The sequence below is a fragment of the Paenibacillus sp. MB22_1 genome, from assembly GCF_047200555.1.
In the GTDB taxonomy this organism is placed as follows: Bacteria; Bacillota; Bacilli; order Paenibacillales; family Paenibacillaceae; genus Fontibacillus; species Fontibacillus phoenicis.
Genome location: NZ_JBLADV010000002.1, coordinates 167,537 through 193,339, shown reverse-complemented (window position 1 = coordinate 193,339; position 25,803 = coordinate 167,537). Strand labels below are relative to the sequence as shown.

Annotated in this window: 27 protein-coding genes; 23 read left to right on the top strand and 4 right to left on the bottom strand. The window is 45.1% G+C overall.

Annotated features, from left to right (window positions below; genetic code table 11):
* Window positions 1-33 precede the first annotated feature (33 nt).
* From ACL02P_RS12535 to ACL02P_RS12455, 17 genes are all read left to right on the top strand, one after another.
* Window positions 34-1,176, top strand: coding sequence for a tyrosine-type recombinase/integrase (locus ACL02P_RS12535; protein WP_412837406.1), 1,143 nt, complete (start codon window positions 34-36; stop codon window positions 1,174-1,176).
* A 175-nt stretch (window positions 1,177-1,351) separates the two neighbouring features.
* Window positions 1,352-1,777 (top strand): GNAT family N-acetyltransferase, encoded by a 426-nt coding sequence (locus tag ACL02P_RS12530; protein ID WP_412837405.1) that lies wholly within the window; start codon window positions 1,352-1,354, stop codon window positions 1,775-1,777.
* A 224-nt stretch (window positions 1,778-2,001) separates the two neighbouring features.
* On the top strand, window positions 2,002-2,709 hold the full coding sequence (locus ACL02P_RS12525; protein WP_323079130.1) for a class I SAM-dependent methyltransferase: 708 nt from the start codon (window positions 2,002-2,004) through the stop codon (window positions 2,707-2,709).
* Between the two features lie 369 nt (window positions 2,710-3,078).
* Entirely contained in the window at window positions 3,079-3,258 is a 180-nt protein-coding gene (locus ACL02P_RS12520; RefSeq protein WP_412837404.1) for a hypothetical protein, read from the top strand.
* Between the two features lie 1,007 nt (window positions 3,259-4,265).
* The gene (locus ACL02P_RS12515) at window positions 4,266-4,814 is read left to right on the top strand and encodes a GNAT family N-acetyltransferase (RefSeq protein WP_412837403.1); all 549 of its coding nucleotides are present in this window, start codon (window positions 4,266-4,268) and stop codon (window positions 4,812-4,814) included.
* A gap of 285 nt (window positions 4,815-5,099) precedes the next feature.
* Window positions 5,100-6,242, top strand: a complete 1,143-nt coding sequence (locus ACL02P_RS12510; protein ID WP_412837402.1) for a YaaC family protein — start codon at window positions 5,100-5,102, stop codon at window positions 6,240-6,242.
* 246 nt (window positions 6,243-6,488) lie between these two features.
* The gene (locus ACL02P_RS12505) at window positions 6,489-7,112 is read left to right on the top strand and encodes a hypothetical protein (protein ID WP_412837401.1); all 624 of its coding nucleotides are present in this window, start codon (window positions 6,489-6,491) and stop codon (window positions 7,110-7,112) included.
* A gap of 233 nt (window positions 7,113-7,345) precedes the next feature.
* Window positions 7,346-8,197: a hypothetical protein gene (locus tag ACL02P_RS12500; protein ID WP_412837400.1), complete on the top strand. Its 852-nt coding sequence runs from the start codon at window positions 7,346-7,348 to the stop codon at window positions 8,195-8,197.
* Between the two features lie 202 nt (window positions 8,198-8,399).
* On the top strand, window positions 8,400-8,867 hold the full coding sequence (locus ACL02P_RS12495; protein ID WP_412838240.1) for an NUDIX domain-containing protein: 468 nt from the start codon (window positions 8,400-8,402) through the stop codon (window positions 8,865-8,867).
* A gap of 147 nt (window positions 8,868-9,014) precedes the next feature.
* Window positions 9,015-9,368 carry a hypothetical protein gene (locus ACL02P_RS12490; protein ID WP_412837399.1) on the top strand — a complete coding sequence of 118 codons (354 nt, stop codon included), beginning with the start codon at window positions 9,015-9,017 and terminating at the stop codon, window positions 9,366-9,368.
* Window positions 9,369-9,636: 268 nt separating this feature from the next.
* The gene (locus tag ACL02P_RS12485; protein WP_412837398.1) at window positions 9,637-10,416 is read left to right on the top strand and encodes an MBL fold metallo-hydrolase; all 780 of its coding nucleotides are present in this window, start codon (window positions 9,637-9,639) and stop codon (window positions 10,414-10,416) included.
* A gap of 239 nt (window positions 10,417-10,655) precedes the next feature.
* Window positions 10,656-11,033, top strand: a complete 378-nt coding sequence (locus ACL02P_RS12480) for a hypothetical protein (protein WP_412837397.1) — start codon at window positions 10,656-10,658, stop codon at window positions 11,031-11,033.
* A 51-nt stretch (window positions 11,034-11,084) separates the two neighbouring features.
* The gene (locus ACL02P_RS12475) at window positions 11,085-11,297 is read left to right on the top strand and encodes a hypothetical protein (RefSeq protein WP_323079184.1); all 213 of its coding nucleotides are present in this window, start codon (window positions 11,085-11,087) and stop codon (window positions 11,295-11,297) included.
* 488 nt (window positions 11,298-11,785) lie between these two features.
* Entirely contained in the window at window positions 11,786-12,247 is a 462-nt protein-coding gene (locus ACL02P_RS12470) for a GNAT family N-acetyltransferase (RefSeq protein WP_009225047.1), read from the top strand.
* A gap of 50 nt (window positions 12,248-12,297) precedes the next feature.
* Window positions 12,298-12,771, top strand: coding sequence for a hypothetical protein (locus ACL02P_RS12465; protein WP_036645129.1), 474 nt, complete (start codon window positions 12,298-12,300; stop codon window positions 12,769-12,771).
* A 17-nt stretch (window positions 12,772-12,788) separates the two neighbouring features.
* On the top strand, window positions 12,789-13,178 hold the full coding sequence (locus ACL02P_RS12460; protein WP_009225049.1) for a VOC family protein: 390 nt from the start codon (window positions 12,789-12,791) through the stop codon (window positions 13,176-13,178).
* Between the two features lie 44 nt (window positions 13,179-13,222).
* Window positions 13,223-13,393 (top strand): hypothetical protein, encoded by a 171-nt coding sequence (locus ACL02P_RS12455; protein ID WP_009225050.1) that lies wholly within the window; start codon window positions 13,223-13,225, stop codon window positions 13,391-13,393.
* 280 nt (window positions 13,394-13,673) lie between these two features.
* Here ACL02P_RS12455 and ACL02P_RS12450 read toward each other — a convergent pair whose 3' ends face one another.
* Window positions 13,674-14,048, bottom strand: a complete 375-nt coding sequence (locus ACL02P_RS12450; protein ID WP_009225051.1) for a hypothetical protein — start codon at window positions 14,046-14,048, stop codon at window positions 13,674-13,676.
* 229 nt (window positions 14,049-14,277) lie between these two features.
* Between ACL02P_RS12450 and ACL02P_RS12445 the strand changes: the two genes are divergently transcribed.
* Together ACL02P_RS12445 and ACL02P_RS12440 are read left to right on the top strand one after the other, a co-directional pair.
* Entirely contained in the window at window positions 14,278-14,925 is a 648-nt protein-coding gene (locus ACL02P_RS12445) for a FusB/FusC family EF-G-binding protein (protein ID WP_412837396.1), read from the top strand.
* A gap of 149 nt (window positions 14,926-15,074) precedes the next feature.
* Complete coding sequence (locus tag ACL02P_RS12440) at window positions 15,075-15,500, top strand: hypothetical protein (protein WP_009225053.1); 426 nt, start codon at window positions 15,075-15,077, stop codon at window positions 15,498-15,500.
* A gap of 60 nt (window positions 15,501-15,560) precedes the next feature.
* Here the strand turns inward: ACL02P_RS12440 and ACL02P_RS12435 are convergent, their stop codons facing one another.
* The 3 genes from ACL02P_RS12435 to ACL02P_RS12425 form a co-directional block, all read right to left on the bottom strand.
* On the bottom strand, window positions 15,561-17,189 hold the full coding sequence (locus ACL02P_RS12435; RefSeq protein WP_009225054.1) for a response regulator: 1,629 nt from the start codon (window positions 17,187-17,189) through the stop codon (window positions 15,561-15,563).
* On the bottom strand, window positions 17,186-18,931 hold the full coding sequence (locus ACL02P_RS12430) for a cache domain-containing sensor histidine kinase (RefSeq protein ID WP_412837395.1): 1,746 nt from the start codon (window positions 18,929-18,931) through the stop codon (window positions 17,186-17,188). The genes ACL02P_RS12435 and ACL02P_RS12430 overlap by 4 nt, the downstream gene beginning before the upstream one ends.
* 515 nt (window positions 18,932-19,446) lie before the next feature.
* Complete coding sequence (locus ACL02P_RS12425; protein WP_090728280.1) at window positions 19,447-20,691, bottom strand: IS110 family transposase; 1,245 nt, start codon at window positions 20,689-20,691, stop codon at window positions 19,447-19,449.
* Between the two features lie 410 nt (window positions 20,692-21,101).
* On the opposite strand from ACL02P_RS12425, the gene ACL02P_RS12420 reads away from it, so the two are divergent.
* The 4 genes from ACL02P_RS12420 (at window position 21,102) to ACL02P_RS12405 (ending at window position 25,723) form a co-directional block, all read left to right on the top strand.
* Window positions 21,102-22,025 carry an ABC transporter permease gene (locus ACL02P_RS12420; RefSeq protein ID WP_009225056.1) on the top strand — a complete coding sequence of 308 codons (924 nt, stop codon included), beginning with the start codon at window positions 21,102-21,104 and terminating at the stop codon, window positions 22,023-22,025.
* Between the two features lie 18 nt (window positions 22,026-22,043).
* A complete protein-coding gene (locus tag ACL02P_RS12415) occupies window positions 22,044-22,970 on the top strand; it encodes a carbohydrate ABC transporter permease (RefSeq protein WP_009225057.1) in 927 nt (308 codons plus the stop codon).
* 47 nt (window positions 22,971-23,017) lie between these two features.
* Window positions 23,018-24,637 (top strand): extracellular solute-binding protein, encoded by a 1,620-nt coding sequence (locus ACL02P_RS12410; RefSeq protein WP_009225058.1) that lies wholly within the window; start codon window positions 23,018-23,020, stop codon window positions 24,635-24,637.
* 156 nt (window positions 24,638-24,793) lie between these two features.
* Window positions 24,794-25,723 carry a glycoside hydrolase family 43 protein gene (locus ACL02P_RS12405; protein ID WP_260070372.1) on the top strand — a complete coding sequence of 310 codons (930 nt, stop codon included), beginning with the start codon at window positions 24,794-24,796 and terminating at the stop codon, window positions 25,721-25,723.
* Window positions 25,724-25,803: the final 80 nt, after the last annotated feature.

Below are 25,803 nucleotides of genomic sequence, written 5' to 3'. Positions count from 1 at the left end.
TCGAGCTAGACAGAATAATGGAGGGGATCAGGGATGTACATTCATATTCATCGGATCGAACATGATCAGGTTTCCGTGAAATTGGAGGATTTCTCGAAAGAGGATGTAGGTAAGCTGCGTGCGGTTGGGGGAGGGAAGTGGGATCCTAACGGGAAGTTCTGGCGTTTTCCTTGCACGGAGGAGAAAATCAGGCAATTCGCAGAGTGCTTTCCGGGAGCGGAGATTCGAATGGACGGGTTAGCCGTGTCGTTAAAGCTATCCAGCGATGAAAAATTCATTCAGGCCCTGGAACAAAAGCTACTCACCTCGCTCAAGCTGAAGGGATATAGCCTCAAAACCAGCAAGGCCTACAGGGGGCATGTCCGGCGATATTTGCAGAACTTGGCTGATCATTTGAAGATGAAAAGCCCAGGAACCCTCAAGGATGAGAAAATTATGTCCGCGATCATCGACTCGTCCCGTACACAACAGTATGCTTTGCAGCTCCTTGAGCAAGGGCACTCTCCTGCTTATGTGAACCAAGCCATCAGTGCTTTGCGTTTCCTGGCCGTCGAGGTATTCAAGCAACCTTCCGAACAGATGAAATATATCCGACCCCAAAAAGAGAAAAAACTGCCCTATGTCCTATCGGAGCAGGAAGTACTCCGCGTTATCCAAGCGCCGACGAATCTGAAGCACCGCACGATGTTGTATCTGGCTTACGCCTCAGGGCTGCGCGTGAGCGAGGTCGTACGGCTGAAAGTCACGGATATCGACCCAGAACGCGGCATCCTTCGAGTCCGGCAAGGAAAAGGCAAAAAGGACAGGCATACCTTACTATCGCAAACGGCTTGGGACATGATCAAAAAATACGTAGAAGCGGAGCGACTCTCCAACTCGATGTGGTTGTTTCCGGGGCAGCATTCGGGGAGCCACTTGCATGAACGTTCATTGCAAAAGGTATTTCAGGAAGCCCTGCAAACCTCCGGCATCCGGAAACAGGTAGGCATTCACGTCCTTCGGCACTCTTTCGCCACCCATTTGCTTGAGAACGGCACCGACCTCCGCTATATCCAGGAACTGCTGGGCCACGCCAATCCCTCCACCACCGAACGCTACACCCACGTCAGCACCAAGAATCTGAAACGGATTGAGAGTCCGCTTGATCGGATTTTACGTGATCGAAGGGGGGAATAGCAGACTCCGGGAGGAGGATAAATTACAACTTACAGAATTAAGGAATGGAGGTATAATTAAGGAGATGTAATCGATTACGCAAATCCCCAGGTCAAGATGGTATTTGTGACGTGCAGAGATAAGGGAGTTATGTGAAATTCCTGTAAAGAGTAATAATAACCATTGGAGAGCCAATATGATCAATTTGAAGAATTATCATGACTTGACTGAAGTATTTCTGCTTTTGGCCGAATGTATGTGGCCTGATAATGAAAGAATTTTTCAAGAACTCAATAAGTACAAAGCAGATGACACAAAGGTACTTTATGGAAGACTCGTGAATAATGAACTTATAGGGCTAATTGGATTATTCCAGTTTTCGACTATGGAAGTTGAGCTGAAGCATATAGCCATTCGATCTGATTATAGAAAGCAAGGAATAGGAAGAGAAATGATTTATGAATATTTTAATAAGAATGACATTTCTAAGATGGTAGCTGAAACCGATAACGACGCAGTGAACTTCTATAGAAATATTGGATTTGAAATTACGAGTTTAGGGGAGAAATACCCTGGTGTTGAAAGATTTCAATGCATTTTATTAAGAGACAAAATCATTTGAGGGAATATTCAAGAAGACAGGAACTTCACATAACACCGTATTCACGCGTCGGGCCGGCATTCGCCGACCCTCGGTCCGCCCGAGGCATTTCGAGGAAGCAGATGCAGGCGGACAACCCTGAGGCTAAGTGGCGGAGCCACCCGGCGACTTCGTCGCCTTAAGTCTCCCGGGTTCGTGAATACAAGAACGTTAGATGAAACTTGCAGAAAGCTAGAGGTGAGGGTTTGGACAGAGTAGCGTATATAAGATCAGAAGAGAAGAAATATCATGACTTCTGTTATGATAATTACAATTTGTATGAACCTGGTTCGTGGCTGCATAGACCAGTAAGAACCGTAATCGACCTCCTCGATGAGTATAAAGGTCAAGAATACTTATCTGTATTAGATTTAGGATCTGGAATTGGTAGGAATAGTATCCCCATAGCAGAATCATTAAAGACCAGAATGGGGAAAGTAGTTTGCGTTGATTTATTGGAATCAGCGATAGATAAATTGAAAAGCTATAGTAACAAATTTGGGGTTGAACAATATATTGTTACAAGATTATCAGATATTGAACAGTTCAGAATCGAACAAGACGAGTATGACATGATTATTTCTGTATCTGCCTTGGAACATGTTAGTTCGGAAAGGGCATTGGAAATAAAGCTTAAAGAAATGACTCTTGGAACCAAAACGAATGGATCCAACTGTATAATTATTGGATCGAACATAAAGGAAGTAAACCTTGATAATGGACAAGAATTAGATCCAATGTTTGAAGTGAATATATCTACTGAACGAATGATGGAATTATTGGATCATCAATATTCTGGTTGGGAAATCAAAAAACGATTTGTAAAACAATTAGAATATGAGATTGACAGAAATGGAGAACCCGTAAAACTGACAACGGATTGTATAACCTATGTTGCAAAGAAAATAGTGTAAGTAATTCAAAGAGGCCTGCAAGCATCATCTAACAATGTGTTCACGCATCGGCGGACAAGCCGCCTCGGTCCCGGAAGATAAGTCGGGGAAGTAATTGCCGGGACACATCCATTCACCTAACCGCATCGCGGCCGGGAAACCCTGAGGCTAAGATAGGAGCTATCTAAGCCTCAGGGTCTCCCTTAAGGTGAATGGACGTCGTGAACACTGAACGTTAAGTGAAATTCTCGAGATTGTTAAACTACCTGGTGATCGGATTTCATGGCTATCCCAATTGGATGAAGATCGGATTTGCTGGGGCATTTCGATAAAGCTAGATGAAGATCGGATTTGCTGGGTCATTTCAATGAAGCTGGATGAAGATCGGATTTGCTGGGGCATTTCGATGAAGCAGGAAGAAGATCGGATTTGCTGGGGCATTTCGATGAAGCAGGAAGAAGATCGGATTTGCTGGGATATTTCGATGAAGCAGGAAGAAGATCGGATTTGTTGCGACACTTCGATAAAGAAGATAAAGACCGGATTTTACAGAATTGTTTGGCGAAGTGAGATGAAGAGCGGCTTGCTTAGTGATCTTAGTGAGCCTTTAATAATAGGGAATGGGATTGTTCAGCTGATTCGGAGATGTCGAGAACTTCACTTAACACCGCATTCACGCATCGGGGCATTCGCCCCTCGGTCGCCCGAGGCAATTCGAGGAAGCGGATTCAGGCGACAACCCTGCGAACCTAACCGCGTCGCGGCCGCCCCTTCGGGGCTTAAGGTTCTCGGGTTCGTGAATGCAAAGACGTTATGCGAAATTTCAGAAGCAAGTCATGAGGAAGAAAGCCCACCAGTGTTCGACATTATGTTAATATATGGGATATAGTCACCTGAGAGATTATTCGGAAAAAGTTAATCCTCGGTGACTTTTTTTGATTTCATTATTATTTCACACTGGACGCAAGATCGTTGAATTCACCCTATTTTTGTTTGTAGTAGAGAATCCAGTGAGCAGAAGTGGCACGTTTAAGAGCTGATTTTTCATTTTTGATACGGTTCCATGTTACGGTATTCGGATCTAGATCCGGTCTGATTGCATAGGGTTACTTTGAAACAGAGTTAGACCTGGCGTGCTAAGTTCATCTCGGCGGGACTTAGTAAGAGTCTGAATGCATAGGGGTATCTAGAGACTGCGAGAAGAGAACGTGCCACGTTTTGAAGTGGATTCGGAGGAGTGAAGTAACTCAGGAAAAGCCATACAAATACGTTTCGAGAGCGAATTCAAAGAAGTAAGGGTGAATTCAAAAGCGATCTTGCTTGGGCAGATTCATTGAAACTTCGCATAACACAGCATTCACGCATCGCAGCCTTACGGCTGCTCGGTCGCCGAGAGGCATTTCAAGGTAGTGGAATCAGGCGACAACCCTGCGAACCTAACCGCGTCGCGGCCGCCCCTTTGGGGCTTAAGGTTCTCGGGTTCGTGAATGCGGGAACGTTATAAGAAATGGGGGCAATGCGAATTGAAACCAACGAAATAACCCTCCACTAACCATGAATTGAATTGGAGGTAAAGTATGATCAAAGAGACAAATATACAAACTAATAGACTGATAATTAGACCATATAAAGAAAGCGATCTTCTTGAAGCCTTTCAATTAATGCAAGAAAAAGATTTATTTCAATACTTGCCGATGGAAGTAATGTCTTTGGAGGATTATAAGGGTCTTTTTAGTTGGTTGATTAATTGTTATGAAACAAGCTATAAGGAAGATTGGTTCAAATATTCATTTGTAATTACTGATAGGGAGACAGGAAACCACATTGGATGGTGTGGAGTCGGTTGCTTAGACTTTAATCATGATTATAAGGAAGTGTTCTATTTAATAGGGAAGTCTCATTGGGGCAGAGGATATGCAACAGAAGCAGTACAAGGGCTAATCAATTATTGTTTTAATAATCTTGGACTGAGTAAACTTACCGCAGTAGTGAAACCAGAAAATAAAGCATCAAAAAATGTATTAGAGAAGCTAGGATTTTGTTATGAGTTTACGGTATCAGACTTACCGGAAGAATTTGATTTTTATAATGGGGAATTGCTTTATTCAATAAGTAAAGAGATGTAAATTAGTAAGTATTGCTTCGAAGGCCCCCACATCTTATAACACCATATTCACGCATCGGGCATTCGCCCCTCGGTCCGGCACGAAGATAGAAGTGGGTTCGATGAGGCATTTCAGTTTCGGGGAAGTATAGGCAGCCGGACACATCGATCCCCCTAAGATAGGAGCTATCTAAGGGGGATCGACGTCGTGAATATAATAACGTTATAGGAAATTGGCGCAAACATTTTTTTGACAATGTATGATAATATATTGCATATATTTACTATCAAAAAACAGAGGGATAACATGACAATTGATAGAAGAACGATTACAAGGCTCAGAGAATCTTTATATAAGAATACTAAAGATATTAAAGAGGTTAAAGAAAAGATTAAAGTAAAAGAAGCTAGACCTTCAATAAAGAAGGGGAATAACGAAATTCCCGTGAGAAAGGCAGTCATTAATCCCAATTTTGCAAACAAAACGGTTTTGACAGATTCTACATGGCATTATGTTGAATTGTTCTTAAAAGAGCAAAAGGAGAATGAAGCGCTTAATTACTGGTACCAGGCAGAAAACTTCTTTAGAGCTACGCAAAGTTTAGATATGCTTTCTAAGCCATTAACTTCTTATTACTGCTTTCTTAATGCCACAAAAGCTTTGTTGACGTTTCGTAAAGTTGGTTACAATTTGAAGCATGGTGTGTCTGGTGAAAGTAGTTCAGGAAGAGTAAATCTTCAAAATGAAATTATATCAATTTATCCAAGAGGAGTTCTCTCAGGACTTTGTAATTACCTTCGGGAGTCTATCACTACTCCAAAAGAAAATTATACATTAAAAGATATACTATATAATTTGGAATATATCCATAGAGCATATAATATGACTTATACAAATCAACCCGAGCTTTTTATTCCGGTTGAAGAAATCAGATTTGTTCATGACAAGGATCGAAAAGTAGGTTGGTTAGAAGCAGTTCTTGAACCTCAATACTCTAATCAAGCTACAATTTCTAAGCTAGAAGGGTACAGCTTGGATAATTATTATAATAATTCAGATTTTTATGTTATTCGAAGAAATAAGACTTTTAATTGGGATGCTCCACGAAATGCCCCGACTGCAACAAGCCTAGATAATTTCAAAAGCTATTATTTTAAAAATAGAAGAAACCTTCGTTATATATTTAGTCCAAACAAACTTTGGTACATAAAAAGATCCAACTTAACCAATGGAATAATCAATAGAAGTACATTGACACTTACATTTGCAGCAATGCACAGACTTAGTGAAATGTCTCGATATGATCCAAATACCTTAGATAAACATCTATCAAACACAGCTGGATGGCTTATTTCAGAATTTATCACAAAATCGGCTTTTCAATTTATTGATATGATTTCCTCTGAAATAACAGGGGATGATTTCAGAGTGACAGGATTTAGGACATAATTGATTGGACGTATTTCAAGGAAGGCGCCAACATCCTATAACACCATATTCACGCATCGGGCATTCGCCCTCGGTCCGGCAGAAGTTGGAAGTGGATTCAGAGAGGGAATTTTCAGTAGCAGGGAAGTTTAATCAGCCGGACACATCGATCTTCCTAAGATAGGAGCTATCTAAGGAAGATCGACGTCGTGAATACAAGAACGTTAGACGAAATTCACTTAAAACTTTTTTTTGGAGGGTCATATCATGGAAGTATTATTTAAACGTAACCCGGACATTAAGAAGAACGCATATCCGAATTGGAGAAGAAGCAACTATTCAAGTTGGGAATTTAAAACTTACTCAGAGATGTACAAGAAAAGCGGGGATCTGCTAATAGATACTATTGCAGATAATTACAATAATAGAGCTGATGAAGTTATTATTCCTAGTATCTTTTTATATCGCCATGCAACTGAATTGATTCTAAAAGCTATCTTGTTAACACATTATCTAATGGACAGAAGTATGTCCAGAGAGAAGATACAAGATAAACTTCAAGGACATAGCTTATTTACTTTGTGGAATAAAGTTGAAAATATTATTCCTGAGTATTTGAAAGAAGCAATTCAAAAGGACAAAAGTCCATTTCAATTAATGAAAGCAGCTGTTATGGAACTGCATGAGATAGATTCAACTTCAATGATGTTTAGATATCCTTTTGATAAAGAGTACAAAGAAGCGCAATTAATAGGTGACGAAGAACATAATTTTGGGATTGATTATATAGTACTGAAACAACAATTTAATGAAGTATACAATTATTTAGAAGGCGTTTTCTATACGATATTTAATAGGTACGAGAATTTAGAGACAATTCCTATTTTGTAAGCTTAGTCATTGAAGAAGTGAACTTCGTCTAACAATGTATTCACGCCACGGAGCCTGGAGGCTCCTTGGATTGCCAGAAGGTAGGAAGCAAGGAAGCGGACTCAGGCAATCAACCACTTCGAGGCTAAGTCCTGGCGGACCCAGTCGCATGCGCTCCTTTAAGCCTCTCGGGTTCGTGAATACTGGGCACGTTATGTGAAACCATCGGTTGAATTATAAAGGAGGTTAAGCGGATGCAGAACGAAAATGAAAAAAAGTTTTTGATAGAATTTATCAAAGAATCAAAAATAGCATCTTTTAATAAAATGAATAATGCTACTTATAAATTCGGCACTTTGCTTGCTTTTTTCATAGGTAGTATTGTTTATACAGTAAATAATCTCCCGCAAACACCTCCGGATTTGAATGATTATTATGTGGCAAGCATATTAACAAATTATTTTATTGGAACCGTTATAATTGTATCGCATATATTTAATATTTGTTTTAGAAGGGGACAAACTAGACAAAACGCGATAAAGAATTGGAACAAACTAGAAAGTGCTTATATGAAGCCTGTAGAAATAGCAGGAATGATACAAGTAGTTATTTTTATATTATTAGTAATAGTAATGACTGTATTGTGCTTTCGACTAAAATTCCATTATTGGGAAATTTTAATACAGTATATTCCTATATTTTATTTGTCTTTTTTTATGTTAAGAAATCTAGCAAAAGGAATAAATGAAGATAAACTTAGACAAAAGCCAACTCAAGTAACCATTTCTCTATTGATGCTACTACTATCAATAGTACTTCCCTTCTACAATCTTCCAACAATTATTAAATTGATATTCCAACATAAACTTATTGCTCTATATTCACTTTATTTTGTTGGATGTTATTGGGCAATACTATTTATATTTAAAGTATTTGCATATCGAATAATATATACATGGGTTGAAGACTTATACAATGAAATTCATCTTAATAACATTGAATTAGATGAGATAAAAGCTAAACTCAAATTAGAATTTTCTTCTGGAAGGAATTTAGAAACAATGATTTATACTAGCAAATTCGAAGAAGACGATGGCATCACATAACAGTGTATTCACGCTGCGGGCCATTCGGCCCTTGGATCGCCAGAAGTTAAGATGCTAGGAAGCAGGTCAGGCGATCAACTCCTGCGAGGCTAAGTCTTCGACCCGGGCGCAAGCACCCTTAAGCCTCTCGGATTCGTGAATACGGGAACGTTAGACGACATAATCGATTTATAAAACATAAAGGAAGGTGAAACGCGTGCCGATGTCAGAGTATTATAAGAATATTAGAAATAAGATCGGACCAGATTTATTATTTATTCCGTCAGTGGCTGCCATAATAAGAAATGAAAAGAATGATATACTGTTTATTCGTAAGAAGGGTGAAACTATTTGGGGACTGCCTGCAGGCGCAATAGAAATTGGTGAATCACCATCGGAATCAATTAAGAGAGAAGTATACGAAGAGACAGGACTCATAATTCATCCAAAGAGAATCATCGGGGTTTTCGGAGGTGATAAGTACAGGTACGAATATACTAATGGACATAAAGTGGAGTACATAGTAACTATTTTTGAGTGCTCAATTAGAAGTGGCGAATTGAGTCCAGTGGATGGGGAAGCTGAAGAACTCAGATATTATGCAGAAGAAGAAATTCCCCCAATTGCAATACCCTTGCCGAAAGAGATATTTATCAAAAAATTGAGTAAAGATAAAACCATATTTGAATGATATTCGATGAAGTCAATTACGTCGTATAACACAGTATTCACGCTATGGGGCTACCGCCCCTTGGTTATCAGATGTATAATCATGGAAGTAGCTCAGACAACAAACGCCCCAGCCTAAGATAAGAGCTATCTAAGGCTGGGGCGTTTCGTGAATACAAGAACGTTATCTGAAACCGGTGAAAGAGCTAATAAAAATAACCATGAGAAGGTGTTTTGCATGAAAGTCATTTATAAAATTACATATCCAAATGGCAAGATATATATTGGAAAGGATTTTACAGATAGCATTAATTACTTTGGAAGTGCAAGCAGTTCTTTAATAGAGAAGGATTTTACAAGTGAACAAAGAAAAGACTTCATAATTCGTAAAGAGATTTTGTGGGAATCGGACAATGCTTCTGATAAAGAAGTGAATAAAAAAGAGATTGAACATATAAAAAAGTATAGATCGAATGATCCTGATGTTGGTTACAATCAATGGCCTAAATATAGAAAAGAGTAGAACTGATAAAATCAATAATATCTTTGAGAGTAATTCGACGAAGTCACCGGCATCAGATAACATTGCATTCACGCTGCGGATCGTCTTCGCCGATCCTTGGTCCGCCAGAAGTTATAAGCAGGGAAGCGGAGTCAGGCGGACAACCCTACGAGGCTAACTGCGCAAGAGCAGCCGGTGACTTCGTCACCTTAAGCCTCTCGGGTTCGTGAATCCAGGAACGTTAGCTGAAATTGCTGTAAAGAACGAAATTAAAAGGGAGGGAAACTCATTGAATCCCGATGAGTGGTTCACAATTGAAGAAATCGACCCAATGACTTTTGCCATAAGTGAATATGGCCATTGGGAGAAGGTGCATTCATATTTAGTTATTGGTGATGAATACGCTGCGCTAATAGATTCAGGAATTGGAATAGGAAATATCAAAAGTGTTGTTGATCAATTAACTTCTTTGCCTATTAAAGTCTTAACAACACACGTTCATTGGGATCATATTGGGGGTCATGGGCAGTTTAATGAAATATACGTACATGAGTTAGAGAATGATTGGTTAGAGAATGGAATACCTGGACTTCCTATTGAGGTAATACGTCGTGATGTAGGTAGAGATATTACAAAACCGTTACCAGTTGATTTTAGAATAGAAGCTTATGAGCCATACAGGGGTAAGCCCACTGCCGTATTAAAGGATAATCAAACGATAAATTTAGGAAACAGAACATTAACTTTCTTACATACACCTGGGCATTCACCAGGGCATCTATGTATTTATGAAGAAGAGCGCGGCTATTTGTATACTGGAGACTTAATCTACAAGGGAACTTTGTTTGCATTTTATCCAACGACAGATCCATTGTTGTTTATCAAATCTGTAGAGAAGATAAGTCGAATCGATCATATAACAAGAATACTGCCGGGACATAATGAATTAGACTTGAGCAAGGATTTTATAATTGAGTTGAATAAAGCCTGCCAGGAGCTGTTTAATAAAGGATTAGCCAGGCATGGAACAGGGATACATGATTACAAAGATGTAAAGATCTATTTTTAGTAATTCGTAGAAGACAGCAAATTCAGCTAACACCATATTCGCGCATCGGGGGACGAGCCCCCTCGGCCCGGACCGGAGTCAGAAGTGGATTCGGGGATGTCATTGGCAGAAGCAGGGAAGTGAATTCAGCCGGACACATCCTTCCCCCTAAGATAGGAGCTATCTAAGGGGGAAGGACGTCGTGAATACACGAACGTAATCTGTAATAATCGCAAAATTCATAAGAGCCAAGAGGAAAAATGAAAAAGAAAAATAATACACCAAGACATAAAAGACTTAATCAAGAAGGCAGACTACAAGCTGCGAAGCATTGGTTAGTTAAGTACAATGGAAAGAATCTTGTTAGAGGATATAGCAATCATTTTGCTGTTGATCTATTGTGTGCAGTAAGAGAACTAGAAAAACTGGGAATCCAAATTGATAAAGAATATAAGAAGCAATTGGAAATAGATTTACAAAATAAAATTAGAAGGACAGATATGAAAAAGAAGAAGATAATAGAAAACCAAGAGATTGAACGATTATTATTTTCTGAAATTGATGAGGATTATGAAATAGAAGAATATATAGAACTGCCGTTTGGAAGAGGGGACGAAGATGGCGATTACTACAGATAACACCATATTCACGCATCGGGCATTCGCCCTCGGTCCGGCACGAAGTTAGGAGTGGATTCGGAGAGGCATTTCAGTAGCAAGGAAGCGGAAGCAGCCGGACACAAAACATTTTTTGGAAGAAGAGTAATGGAAGAAAATAAAAAAGAAAAAAACAAAATATTTCATTGGCTAATTGAAATAGCAATACTTTTAGGAGTATGGGGCTTTGAAAATCCATTTATTGCCTATAATGACATATTGTTTCAATCGCTGCTAATAGTCTGAGGATGCGTACTGGCTGCCGCGATCAGAATGATGCAGCCACGTTCCCTTTGGGCTTCTGAAGGCGATACGCCTGATCCAGGGCCTTCAAACAAAGCTCCTTCGTCATTCGTTCGTCCATATGGAAGCCGACAATTTTACGCGTGCAGGGGTCCTCCAGACCTGATTCGGCTTCTCCGCTACTCTTGAATTCGGCGATCCAGCGGTACAACGGTTCTCATGCAGCCCCATTTCTCGGACTACCTGCGCCACCGTTTTCCCTTCTTCTTGGATGAGTCTTACGGTTTGAAGTTTGAATTCCTTGGTCGAAGAAGGCGGATCAATTATTGGTTTGGGTCACTCTGCATTATTGTGGGATTGGTCTTTCTATTTCTAGATTTCAATACACAAAATCATCGACGTAATTTGTAGGTTCAATAAAGAATATTAGTTCATGCATGCAAGAACAATAGATTCAATTACTGCAGAATGTATGGGAGATAAATATGGATGTGAAGATTAGATTACTTAAGGATCACGAAGATATTCCCCTTGATCTATTACTCTTAGCTGATCCATCGCAAGAGATGATCGAGGAGTATTTGCAAAGAGGTCAGTGTTATGTTGGTTTGCATGATAGAGATAAAGTTATTGCTGTCATTGTATTACTACAAACACGACCAGGAACATTGGAGATTGTTAATATCGCGGTGCGTGAAGACTTTCAGGGAAGAGGAATCGGGAAGAAACTGATCCATTTTGCAATTGACAAAGCAAGAGAACAAAACGTCAAAACGATTGAAATAGGGACAGGAAACTCAAGCATAGGTCAGCTATTCCTTTATCAAAAATGTGGATTCCGAATTACTGGAATCGATCGGGATTTTTTTATAAGACATTATCCTGAAAAGATTTATGAGAACGGAATTCAGTGCAGGGATATGATCCGGTTAAGTCTTGATTTGATTGAATAACTTGAAGACTCCGTAACATCCTTCAGGTTTCATCTTATGGAGGTGACCAATTGAAGAAGAGAGTGATCATAACATTATGTTGTATATTCCTTATTGTAATTCTTTATCTCACTTATGACTTTCATCGTCCCCGTCATGTAGAAGTAAGTCTGAGAAGCACTATTTACTCGGTAGAAACGGAGTTCGAAAAGCAAACGCAAATATCAATCATCGGCGAGCACTATAAAGTGCTTTTTGGGAAAGATAGGTTCATCGGAAAAATGATTGTAGATAACGATTTGGTCTATGATATCAAGCTCAAGAGAGAAGGCAACAAATATTTTGAAACACTTACAAAGAATAATGAGTTTCATGTACTAAATTCAATCGGCTCCATAATGACATCCGCTGATTTTAATAAGGTATGGTTACAATTGAATGATATAAATGAGAGATATCATCTTACTGAGGGATATGTATCAGGACCAGCGGGAAATAAAAATGAAGCAAACCAGGTTGCTAGAAACATCCTTGAGGGAATGTAATAAAAAGGAGCTTATCAATGATCCATCATGTCGAAATCAATGTTTCCGACCTCCAAACAAGTAGAGCGTTCTGGGATTGGATTTTTCAAGAGCTTGGATATTCGGTCTATCAAGAGTGGGACCAGGGAGTGAGTTGGATCAGCGGAACTACATATATTGTCTTTGTACAAACAGGAGAAAAATACTTAGATATTCCCTATCACCGAAAAAGAGTGGGATTAAATCATCTTGCTTTCCAAGCTAATTCCAAGGAGCAGGTAAATAAGATTACGAATCAGCTTGAAGATCGTGGGGTTACTATTCTGTATAAAGATAGACATCCTTATGCAGGTGGACCGGATCATTATGCGGTATTTTTTGAGGATCCTGATCGAATGAAGGTAGAAATTGTTGCTCCTTTGCATTAGTAGGATTATTTTTATTTAATGAACACGGCTATTCAGGCAAGCAAGTGCAAGAGGCACATATGAAACTGGCGAAACACGGAATAAAATGGTCAAGTTTAGAACCCCCCAAACATTCAGGCGAGTTGAATGTATCCCTAATTCTGAATGCGGATGAGGGCAATCCACGTGATGAAATGATCAAGAAATGGGATGCCAAACTCGACTTCTACCATTAAAACGGGTAAACTCACTCAGAAAAAATTAGTGTACGTCCGTGGGGATTACCAGCTTGAATTTATTTTTGATAGCAGTACGGACCTGAATCACATCAATTTAACTTACAAAGGTGCAAAGTAAAAAAGCAGCTTAAACAACAAACGCCCCAGCCAAAGAGCGATCTAAGGCCGGGGCGTTTCGCTATATTCGTGCATTTAAGGAGGAAACCAATCCGGGTAAGAGGAACGCGGTGAATTCTAGCTTCTTTAGATCTGCTTCCAACGATGAGCCTGTAATCAATTATTGTCTAATAATAAGAATGTCTCTAGGTGGTCTTCCGGTGCGTTGGATTTCAGCGATCTCCGAGTTCGTCAGATTACGGCCAACTAAAATGAGCGAAGATGTCACGTTATTGAAGTTGAAATTGCCCAAGTTGGACACATTTTGACTGCCCCGGAATACCCGGAAGGAACCTTGAAAGTTCGTTCCCGAGAACAACACCAGGGTAACGCGAGAGCTTTGCACAATATTTCTGAGACGGAAGCTGGTAAGTGCATTGTTGAATCTGAACGCTCCAAGATCGCGGACAGCGACCCCGCCGCGTCTGAAGAGAATTCGGCGGCCAGTAAAATTAGTACCTGACCATAATGCAAGACGTACATCGCGGTTTGCCAAATCTATCACTCCTTTTCATAGGGGTGATATAATATATTTCCGTTTCTATGAATCGGTGTGGACAAGAGAGTAGGGCACTTGTTTGATTTTAAGAGGAATCGAATTGCGGCTTTCCGAACTTGCTGATATACTTTTTCCTATTCGATCGCCCAAAATTCATTTTATCGTTTCTAATAACAGGCTTTGCACCTTATTGAATTGATTCATTACAAATAAGGGGCTGAAAGCTATGTGTACACCATTTATTAGAAACCACCAGTATAACGTGATCAAGAAACAAGCGGAATTTCTTCAGAAAACCCTGCGAACCGTCGCGGATCGAAGCGTTCTGGAGACAGTAAGGTTTAGTGCCGTTACGAATATCGTTGAGGCCTTTCCGACGCTGACGGAGGAGCAGAAGCAGATGCTCGGTCAAATCGCGACCTTCGAGACAGCTTATGAGTTCCAAAGATATCTTGGCGCGTTGGAACAATATCTGGAGCCTTTTCCGCCGATTACGGTGAAGCAGATTGAGAAGCTATTCCCTAAAAATAAAAAGCTGAAAGTACCGGATCTCGCCGCCATCGACTTTCGTTACGTGACGTACTTGAGTTGGGTGGACATCGCGACGAACAAGCTATACATCGTCTACCCGTACGAAGGCCGGTTCATCGGCATCGAGGGCCGCATCACGCCGACCAATAAGAAAGGGTATTGCTTGTTCTGCAATCGGCATCAGGAGCTTGCCTTTTTCTCGGTGAAAACCAAGTCCGCCCATGCTTCGCCGGACAACTTCTCCATGTACGGGAATTATGTCTGCCTGGAGAACCGGGATTGCAACCATAGCATTACGGATACGGGGGCTTTGGAGCGGTTCTTGCTGTCGGTTGGAAAATAAGTGAATAAGCGAAGAAGATCGCCGTTGATCGGCGATCTTCTTTTGCACTTGCATAGGATTGTGGGTGTCAAAGGATTGGAGTAAAATGGAAGCGGAACCCAGGCCGTGCGGAGCACTGCTGGAAATATGATTTGAGGGAGGCACTCTCAATGAAAAAAGCACTGAAAATTATGCTGATGCTGTCCTTGATTTGGGTTTGCTTGGTTCAGCCTGTGTCGGCGGCTACAACAAAGACGATCAAACTCAAGGTGACCCTCGTTAGTGTTGAGTTGGTGGAGAACAATCATGTTGGCAATGAGTGGTATACCAAGGCATCGGTGAATGGCAAAGAAATCGAGGAAGGCTCAACCGTCACTCTGAAGCTAAAATCATCGGAGAGTCTGAAGTTAAAAGCGTATGCGGAAGAGCAGGACAAAATTCCGGAGAGCGGCTCAGCTAACGCAACGGTGAAAGGGTCCTCCGTGACCAAGGACATTACCAAGTCACTTAAAGTAAAGGTTACCGAAAATCGAGGCCGGTATTCCGGGAATACGGCGGAATGGAAATTTACGTTTAAGGTGCAAAAATCGAAATAGACAAGGGAAAAGGGCCTTCCGATCGTCGGAAAGGCCCTTCTTCATACGCTTGGGGAGCGTTCAAGCCCGCTCCGCCACCGGCCATCGTGCCGCAGTGCGCGGGTTCTTCTTGTACTCGTTGGGCGTGACTCCGACCTCTTGCTTGAACAGCTTGGAGAAGTAGGAGTAGTTGGCGTAGCCGACTTGGTTTGCCACGGCGTACACGGACAGTTTGGTTGTTTCGAGCAGCTGCTTGGCAACGGAGATCCGGACCTGGATGACGTAGCTGCCCAGCGAGATGCCCGTTTCTTTCTTGAATAAGCGGGCGAGATAATCCGGGTTGAGGTAGACGACCTCCGCGAGATCGTTCCGGGTCAGCTCATCCCCGTAATGGGCGTGGATGTACTGTTTGATTTCCTCGGCAACGGATTTCGGTTCCGCCGCAAAATCCCGATAGGCCATGGCCGTATTCACCAAATAAGTGACGTATTCCTGCATGTCCTCGATGGAATGGAGAGACTGCGCCAACAGCTGCTCATTGGCCCGCGCCGCATATAATTTGTGCGCTTCGATGCCTTTTAACTTCAAGAAGGCGTAGACAAGCTGCACAATATCCAGGCGGAATAAGGCAAGGCAAGAGGTGTCCAGCGTCTTGCGGTCCAGGCAGTCGCGAAGATATCGCGCCGTCTCGGCGAGGAACGAAGCCGAATCGTTCTGATGAAGCAGTTCCTCCAAGCGGGTCAAATTCGGGGGATGATATACCGTTTGCTTTTTTAGATCATCGCGCTCTGCCCAATAGGTTCGGTTGCGGGTTTTGGTCAAACTCTCGTTCATCGCCAGTAGTTGGTGCAGTACGTGGCCGATACTCTCCAGCCGATCGGAGAGACCCACTAAGCAGCAAGCATCGCAATGCAAATAGGCGTTGGCTCTGCGAATCCCTTCGGAGCATAACTCCGCGAGTACGTCGGGTTCCGGCGGGGCGTTCCACTTGAGGATGGCCATCCATTGATGCTCCTTCACCTCCAGGATCGTCTCGACGGCAAACTGCGGATGTTTGAGCAGTTCGCCCAATACATTCCCGAGGGCAAAATCGAACAACCCCTTCTCCTCCCGGCCTAAGCTGCCGTTGTATGGAAACACGTGAATCAGCACTGGCTGAAGGATGTCGGACGGAAGGTAGGAGAGCTGCTGATCTTCCACCGCCTGAGCCACCGCTGCAGGCTTAACGGGTGCGGCCACGCTCGCGTTCACCAGCTTACGCCAGAAATACTCCAAGAGGTTGGCCTGATTTCGCTGCCATAGCACCCCTTCTTGCATCGCCTTCTCCCGCTGATGCTGCTCCTCGGCCCGCGCGACCGCTTTACGAAGGATCAGCATCAGCTTATCGAACTCGATTGGCTTAAGAAAATATTCGAAGCTCTGAAGCTCAATCGCTTTCTGCGCATAGTTGAAATCCGCATAGTTTGTCAGGAAGATAGCCTGGACGGCATAGTTCTCTTCCCGGATCCAAGCGAGCAGCTCAAGTCCGCTACCCTGCGGCATCTCGATGTCAGAGATCAGAATTTGTACCGAGTGCTGTTGCAGGATGTCACGAGCCTGGGCGACGTTGTTTGCGGTATAGACCTTATCGATCCCCAGAGCCTTCCACTCGATTTTCTTCTCTAAAGCAGCGACGACATAAACATCGTCATCCACGACTAATGCATTCATACTGCCACGCTCCTGTTCGTCCCGGCATCTGCCGGAAGGGATAAGATCACGCATGCACCGCCGTCCTCCCGGTTGGAGAACGATACGGCTGCATCCCCGTTGTAGAGAGACGCCAAACGCTGCAGTGTGTTCATAATTCCGATATGGTTTCCAGCGGATTGATCCAGAGGCCTGCCGTTCTGCAGACACTCCAGGATCTCCGGCGGGAATCCGGGTCCGGTATCGGTGATCCGGATCGTCATGCGCTCCTCGCCATCCTCCCGCTCCAATCGCACCGCCAATTCGATGTGTACTTGTGAAATACGGGACACCGCATATTTCACCGCATTTTCCACAAAGGTCTGCAAGACGAGCGGCGGGATTCGAGTCTCTGCGGCCAACATTTCCTCTACGTCGATGCGATAAACCAGTGCGTCTGGATACCGGTGTTTCTGAATATCCAGATATATCCGCACGTGCTCGATCTCATCTCTCAACTTAACGAAATCGCCATCGTTTTGGAAGATGTAGCGGAAATATCGCGAGGTGGATAAGGCCATCTGCTCGATTTCCTGATATAGCTGCATTTGCGCCATGCTATAGATATTCGTCAGGCAATTCAGGAAAAAATGCGGATTAATCTGCAGCTTCATATAATCCAATTGGATCCGCTGCTTCTCTAGTTCCCGTTCGTACAAGTCGATTTTAAACTTCTTGATCTGGTCGACCAGGTTCATGAATTGTTTATTTGCTCTTTCCAGCTCGATGATCTTACTGCTTTCGAACGCCAACGGCTCCCCTTCCTCCGTCCAAAACGCCAGGTTATAGGAGAAGCTCTTGATTGGAAGAAGGACCTTGTTCCGGAAGTAGATCAGGATGAACCCCAGGCTGCAGGTGATCATAACGGCGAGCAGGAGGATCAGCAGCTGGGCGATCATGATTTTCTCAAATGTCCCGAACTGGATCACCAGCTTTACGTGAAAAGAAGCGTTCGTGAACTCCCCGTTAACCGTCGTTCCACCCTTAAACAAGTTCTGAAAGAACGAGGGTCGCCGATCCTCGTCCAGCAGCGCACCGTTGTTGGAGATCGGGCTGGTTAAGACCTGGCTGCGATTATCCACCAGGGAGACGAACCCGTTCTCGCCGAGATTCAGCTCCCGTAAAGGACGAATCAGTTGATCCGCGGACACCAGGCTGATCATGTAGCTATCGTGAAAAGGAACGATGTTCGTAATATAGTGCCTGCCGTTAATTTCAACCGGTGTCCACTTGGAGTAAATTTTCTCGTAGACATCCCGTCCCGCCTCCACATTGGCGATGACCTGTTCCTTGAGCTCCAGGTAATGTGAATACGGAATACTGATCGGCGCACAGTTGAGGAAAAAATCCTGTTTCTTCAAATACACGAAGAAATTGTATTCCTGGCCGTAGTTTTTTTGCAGCTCATTAAAGCGCTTGTGCAGATTTTCATTCCCCTCAAAAAACTCCACGCTGTTCATCGGGTGATCGTTCATCGCCTGCAAGTTCTCATCGTTCGCCAGCGTCCAGCCCGTATAGTGGTTGATATAAGCGAAATCGTGGTTGATCCGGTTGATGTATAAATCCGCGGTATCCTGCAGAAAACGCGTGGATTGCTGCTTGACGATCGATACCGCAGATAAGCTGATGACAAAATCCAGGATCAGGATGATGAAGGAGATCAGAAACATGAAGTTAACGTAGTGACGAATCGGATATGGTTTGTTTTTCGCGGTGTTAGCCATGGCCCCCTCGCCTCTTCCTGCCGATACTAGCTTGTTTTTCAGTGGGAACACCTTTATGAATGCGCTGTCAAAGGTATTAACCCTATTATAAATCCTCCTTTAGAAAAAGAAGACCGAATCCCATCTACACCAACGGAAAGTCCGGAAAGCGTCAAATCAAGTCCGGATTCCGTTATTCCCTTCGGCCGCTGGTTAAGGGGACAGGATTCGGGCCCATGGGAGCCGGCGAGCAAAAGTCCGTTTACTGCCGAGTTTGAGTCCGATAAACGCACCAGGCTGGGCACTATACTGAAGACATGAAGCCGCCGGACATACGAAAGGCGTGACTAGGAGTTTAGACGATCAAGAAGTCCAGCGGTATGATGTCAAGTCCTAGATTCGAGTAAATTGGAAATTTTCTATGTGAAAAGTGCTTTGAGTCTAGAAAAATGACAATATCAAACTAATCCCAGCCCAAATCAAGGATAATTCCAGATTTTTACTGGGAATGAGTAAGGACTTTGGCAAAGGGGGCGTCAATCCTTCGCAGTCGTTACCTTCTTCCGTGGCGTATAGAGTTGGCCGTTGCGTAGCAGCACATCGACCAGACGCACAAGTTTTCTTGCCGTTAAGACGAGGGCGCGTTTGTGTTGGTGCTTAGGAACTTCTTTGTACTTCTTCCGGTAATACTCACCGAATTCCTCATCGCGGTTTTTCACCGAGTTGGCAGCTTCAACCAGGTAATAGCGAAGGAATCGGTTGCCGGATTTAATGCGTTTGGTATCTTCGGCTTCAAAAGGGCCAGACTGATGTTTACGCCAGGAAAGGCCGGCATACTTGGCCACAGCCGCTTGATCACTGAAGCGATCGATGTCTCCAATCTCCGCGAGGATACCGGCGGCATACACCCGGTCAATCCCAGGGATGGAGCGCAAGCATTTGGATTCAGGCAGGCCTTCGAGAATGCGCTCTATGGCTTTGTCCAAATCTTTGAGCTGTGCCTGGATGCTTCGAATCACTTGAATGGATGTGCCAAGCACCAGGTCGATGGAGTCCTCAACCACTTTGGAAAGTCGATAAGAGGCTCTGGCAGCCTTCTGAATGCAGCGTGCGACGTTCTCCGGATCAGGGAAGCGATTGCGTCCCTTGTCCCTTAAATAGTCGGCCAATTCGGCGACATCCATCGTGGCAATGTCGTCAAGGCTGTACTTCTCGGAGAGCATCTCCATGAGCGCGTGACCGAATACCGAGCTGTCTACTTCGGTCGTAAAGGCGTTGCACTTGTAGAACAGGTTCTGCAAAAAATATTGCTTCTCACGCGCCAGGTTGTGGATCAGGTGGAATCGCATGCGCGTGAGGCGCTGGAGCGCAACATATTGCTCTTGCATGACGATGGTGGTGGTCAATCGTCCAAAGCGCAAGCGATCCGCAATCACCCAGGCATCAAGACGGTCGGTCTTGTCCATATCCGGGTAGGCTTCTCTGAATTTGCTGACCAGCTTCGGGTTGATGGTGAACACTTTGGCTTTACGGGCTTTGAGCGCCGGATCCTCATGCATGAACATGGCAGGATGCCAGCTGTAGACCGAAGTCGCTTCAAGGCCAATGTGAATCTCGGAAGACGAATGCTTGTCCGCTACAGCGACGATGCGATCTCTCAGATGAGAAGCGCCGTCGAGATTATTCTTGACGGTGAGCGTTTCCAGCTTGTCTCCGTCGGGATTCATAAAGCACGCTTCCAGTTCTTGTGAGCTGACGTCAATACCGACAAATAACTTCAAATGGAGTTCCTCCTTTCTGTTGAGGGATTCAGGGAATGGACGCTCCGGGATGCCTCCGGCGCACACGCAGATCAATCACCCTCGCCTATGAGAACACACTTCAGTCCATGAGCTGCCCCGGCACTGCTATAGCCGGGCATGGGTTGCCGAAGGGAACAGCCAGCGGGTAAGAAGTTCAGACGTGTACCGGAGAAACAGACTTTTAATGTAGACGTGGCTACAGGAGGGATACGAATTTCCCCGAATGGACCCTAAGTTCCATTGTCCAGAGACATTCCAGAAAGTCCAGTCCCCATTCAATTTTCAAAGAACGATTTGCTGGAAAATTTCAAGGAATCTCTCCAGCCCCTACGGGGCTGGAAGCTGAAAGAAAAGAGCTTTCAAAAGATACTATACGAGGAGGGGATGTCATGAAATCCGGCGCAGTGGGCCTAAGGCGGACGCTTGGACAAATCAAAAGAAACCGGGGACTGTACTTGCTGCTGTTGCCTGCGGTGGTGCTGACGCTGTTATTCGCGTACAAACCGATGTACGGCGTGGTCATTGCGTTCAAGGATTATAGCCCGGCGCTTGGCATTGACGGTAGTCCTTGGGTGGGGTTCAAGCATTTTGAGAAATTTTTTCATTCGTATCAATTTTCGACGACGATTAAGAACACCATCATTATCAGCTTATACAGTATCGCCACGTTTCCGATTCCGATTGGGCTGGCCTTGATGGTCAATCAGATGCGGCCGAACCGGTTCCGACGTTTTTTTCAAACCGTCTCGTATATGCCGCATTTCATTTCTACCGTCGTCATGGTCGGGTTGATGCTGATTCTGCTCTCTCCGAGCACCGGACTGGTCGGCAATTTGTACAAACTGTTCGGCGGAGATGCACCTGATTTGATCGGTTCTGCCGGTTGGTTCAGCAGCATCTACGTCTGGTCGGACGTGTGGCAGCATGTTGGATGGGACAGCATCATCTACATTGCTGCGTTGTCTACAGTTGATCCCAGCTTGTACGAGGCGGCTACCGTTGATGGAGCCAGCCGCTGGCACAAAATCCGCTACATCGATATTCCGATGCTGATGCCGACGGCGATCACGCTGCTCATTTTGCGGGTTGGCGGTCTGCTGGGCGTTGGATTCGAGAAGGTCTATCTAATGCAAAACGACCTGAACATTACCGCAAGTGAAATCTTGTCCACGTACATCTACAAGATCGGCCTGCTGAGCAGCCAGTACAGCTTCTCCTCGGCGGTCAACCTGTTTAACACGGTCATTAACTTCCTGCTGCTGATTCTGGTGAACCAGATCTCCAAGAAATACAGCGAGAACAGCCTGTGGTAGGGAAGGGGGGAGAAGGAGATGAAAATGGAGACAGCCCATTCAGCAACAAATCCAGCCGTGCAGCCAATTAACAATCGATCTTCCGACAGAGTGATGGAAGTGCTGCTTTATGTCTTTGCGGTGCTGTTTCTGATTGTGTTAATTTACCCGCTTTATTTTATCGTTATCGCTTCTTTCAGCGACCCGTCAGCGGTGGCGAACGGGCAGGTGTGGTTTGTTCCCAAGGGGTTTACCCTGGATGGCTATAAGGAGCTGCTGAAGCACGAAAATATTTGGATCGGCTATCGAAACACGATATTGTATACGGTAGTAGGCACGGCCATTGGCCTGATCGTGAACGTGTCAGCGGCGTACGCGTTGTCGCGGAAGGATCTGGTCGGACGGAAGTTCCTTTCGTTGTTTTTCATCTTTACGATGTTTTTCAGCGGCGGACTCATTCCAACCTTCCTGACGATCCGGGATTTCCATCTGTACGATACGTTTTTGGTGATGGTCTTGCCGTTTTCCGTGATCGTGTACGATATCATCGTTGCAAGGACGTTCTTTCAGTCGAGCATTCCCGAGGATTTGTGGGAGGCGGCGCAAATTGACGGCTGCGGCAATCTCCGTTATTTCGCCCAGATCGTGCTGCCGCTGTCCAAGGCGATCATCGCCGTGCTGGGGCTATGGATCGCGGTTGGTTACTGGAACTCTTACTTCAATGCTTTGATTTATTTAAAAAATCCGGACCTGCATCCCCTGCAGCTGATCCTGCGCAACATCCTGATCACAAACCAGATGCAGTCCGGCATGGGGACCGGGGAAGCAGCCCAAATCGCGCTTCGGCTCGCCAATCTGATGCGCTACTCCGTCATTATTATCGCCACCGTCCCGATCATGTGCGTGTATCCCTTCCTGCAGAAATATTTCAATCAGGGGGTGATGATCGGAGCGGTCAAAAGCTAATTGGACACCGTAAGGCATGGTACAATCAAAGAATGGGGGAACGAGCAATGAGCAAACAAACAGGCAGATTCACGGTAAAAAAATGGACCGCGCTGATTCTTGCGGGAGCGCTCGCCTTTGGCCTCGCAGGGTGCGGCGGCGGTAAATCCGCGGATTCCGGAAGTCCGGCGCCAAGCGATACGAGCTTCTTCAATAAAGAGGGGCTGCCGATCGTAAACGAACCCGTTACGCTAAAGGTGTTGACGATGCGCTGGGGGAACATGGGCGATACGTTTACCCAGAATCAGTGGCTGAAGGATTTGGAGAAGAGTACGAATGTCAAAATTGAATGGCAGGTCGTGTCCTCGAACGATTGGAACGAGCAGAAATCGATCATGCTGGCCAGCGGCACGCTGCCGGACATTATATTAGGCGACCAGACTTTTTCCGACTCCGATATCGTGAATAACTTAAGTTACTTCCGTCCGCTGGACGAGTACATTGACCAATACATGCCGAACCTCAAAGCCGCGATGGCCGAGACGCCGGAGCTGAAGAAGATCAGCACGTTCCCGGACGGCAAAATCTATTCCTTGCCGACCCGGCTGCCGTCGCGTCCGAAAACGAAAAACCAGCCGGTCATTAACAAGGCTTGGCTCGATAAATTGGGACTCCAAGTGCCGGACACGGTTGATGATCTATACAACGTGTTGAAAGCGTTTAAAGAGCAGGATCCGAACGGCAACGGGAAAGCGGACGAAATTCCGTATACCGAAACCGGGTTGGCCCCGGATTTCCTGAATCCATTTGGCATTACCGACATCAACGCCAATAACATGTTGGTGAAGGATGGCAAACCGGTGTTCTATCCAACCAGCGAGGAGTACAAGGAAGGCTTGAAATTCGCCCATAAGCTGTATGCGGATGGCCTGATCGACAAAGAGTTGTTCACCCAGGATGCCACGATGACGTCGGCGAAACAGCAGAATGCGGATGCTCCGATCGTCGGATTTACGAACCAGTGGACGCCGGACGCGGTGTTTGGCAAATGGAGTGATCAGTATGTCGCCATTCCGCCTATCGCAGGTCCCGACGGGAAGCGTTACAATCCGGGGAATCCGAACGGCATGAGTTTTAACCGCAACGAGTTGTTGATTACGACGTCCTGCAAATATCCGGAAGTGGCCGCCCGCTGGGCCGACCAGTTCTATACCAACGAAGCGAGCATCCAGAACTTCTGGGGCGCGATTGGCACGGTCATTCAGAAGAATGACGATGGCACCTACACCTTGATGGATCCGCCGGCCGGCACCAGCGCGGACGCATGGTACTGGGAGCAATCGCTGCGGGATTTCGGACCGAAATACGTCAGCCCTTCCTTCGAGAAGAACATCGTGCTTAACCCGAAAGCTGGCGACGGCCTGAAGCTGGAGATTGACAAAATGGGCAGCGAATACGTGACTACGCCATTCCCGAATGTCATGTATACGGCCGAGGAGTTCCAGGAGCTCCCGACCCTGACCACGGACATCGACACTTATGTTTCGACGATGCGCGCCCAGTGGGTAACGAAAGGGGGCATCGACGAAGGCTGGGACGCTTACGTGAAGAAGCTGAACGACATGGGCCTGGAGAAGCTGATGAAAATCCGCACCGACGCCTACGACCGTTACATGAGCGTGAAATAACATCTTAATCGCCAAGGAACCGTCCTGTACATGGATTGCAGGGCGGTTTTGTATTCTTTAGGGATGACGGGATGATCCCATGCAGGTATGGATACCCGCGGCGGAGAATATAGCATTATGTGTCCGTTGATGCAATAAGCAAAAAGGAGGAGCCCCATGAACGAAGAGCAGCTCAAGAGATCCGGCAATCCCTTATTTACAGGCTGGTATGCGGACCCGGAAGCGAGGATTTTTCAGGATCGGTATTGGATTTACCCGACGTACTCGGCCCCTTACGATGAACAGACGTTTTTTGATGCTTTCTATTCCACGGATTTGACGGAGTGGACGAAGGTTGAGCGCATCCTGACGATGGAAGATATCGCTTGGGCGCGACGGGCGCTATGGGCTCCGTCGCCGATCGAACGAAACGGAAAGTTCTATTATTATTTTGCTGCGAACGACATTCAAAGTGACGAGGAGCTGGGCGGAATCGGCGTGGCGGTTGCCGATCGGCCGGAGGGTCCGTACCGGGATGCGCTGGGCAAGCCGTTGATTGATCGGTTTCATTTTGGCGCGCAGCCGATTGACCCCCATGTTTTTCTCGATGATGACGGAAGCGCTTACCTGTACTATGGGGGGTGGGGACATTGCAATGTGGCGAAGCTGACCGAGGACATGATTCATCTGGACACGTTCGAGGATGGAACCACGTTCAAGGAGATCACCCCGGATCATTATGTTGAGGGGCCTTGCATGTTCAAACGGAACGGCATTTACTATTTCATGTGGGCCGAGGGGGGCTGGACCGGACCGGATTATTCCGTAGCCTACGCCATGTCCGATTCGCCGGTTGGACCGTTCAAGCGCGTAGGCAAGATTCTGCAGCAGGATCCGGAAATCGCCACCGGCGCAGGTCATCACGGATTTCTGCAAATTCCGGGCAGCGACGAGTGGTACATCGTTTACCACCGCCGGCCGCTCAGTGAAACCGATGCGAATCATCGCGTGGTTTGCATCGATCGCATGTTATTTGAAGAGGACGGGCGAATCCAGCCAGTGCAAATGACCCATGAAGGCGTCGCAGCCAGACCGCTGGTGCGTTAGTCAGCTAAACGGGAAGATTCTTTGGTTGCTTGGCAGAGATAGGCCGAAACCATCGCGAAGTAGGATGGGAAGAAGCTTGG